The sequence below is a fragment of the Borrelia crocidurae genome, from assembly GCF_000825665.2.
Taxonomy (GTDB): Bacteria; Spirochaetota; Spirochaetia; order Borreliales; family Borreliaceae; genus Borrelia; species Borrelia duttonii.
On the sequence record NZ_LN609267.1, the window covers coordinates 498,201 to 498,697 of the forward strand.

Here is a 497-nt window from a genome sequence, read left to right on the forward strand (position 1 = left end):
ATGTTATAATTATAACAAAGATATTAAATTATTTTTAAGTTTGAGGTGGTTTTTATTAATCCTATAAAAAAATTTTTTGTGGGTTGTATAATTTATTTTATTAATTTTATAAGGTAAGATATAGATATTTAACTTAATAAAATTAATAATTTGCCAGTATAATAGGATAAAAGGTATTTTTTATGTCAACAAGTAAAACAAAAATTAGAAAATTAATATTAGAAGGTAATTTGTACTTAGTATTTTTGTTTATAAGTTTTCCTATTATGGTAACCAATCTTCTTCAGTCTTGTTATGAACTTGTAGATATGTTTTATGTTGGGAAACTTGGTGCTATGCCTCTTGCAGCATTGTCTCTTACTGGTCCTATTAATTTCCTTATTATGGTTTTTGCCATGGGGATGGCTACAGGAAGTGTGTCATTAATGTCTAGATCTATTGGAGAGAAGACCTTTTCTAAATTTTCAAAATATGCTGGGCAGTTAATTTTTTTAAAT

The 497-nt window shown here is 25.4% G+C and carries 1 protein-coding gene; it reads left to right on the forward strand.

Annotated features, from left to right (window positions below; genetic code table 11):
- Positions 1-182 precede the first annotated feature (182 nt).
- Positions 183-497, forward strand: a 315-nt coding sequence (locus tag BN1173_RS04590) for an MATE family efflux transporter (RefSeq protein WP_040236385.1), incomplete at its 3' end; no start/stop codon positions are given.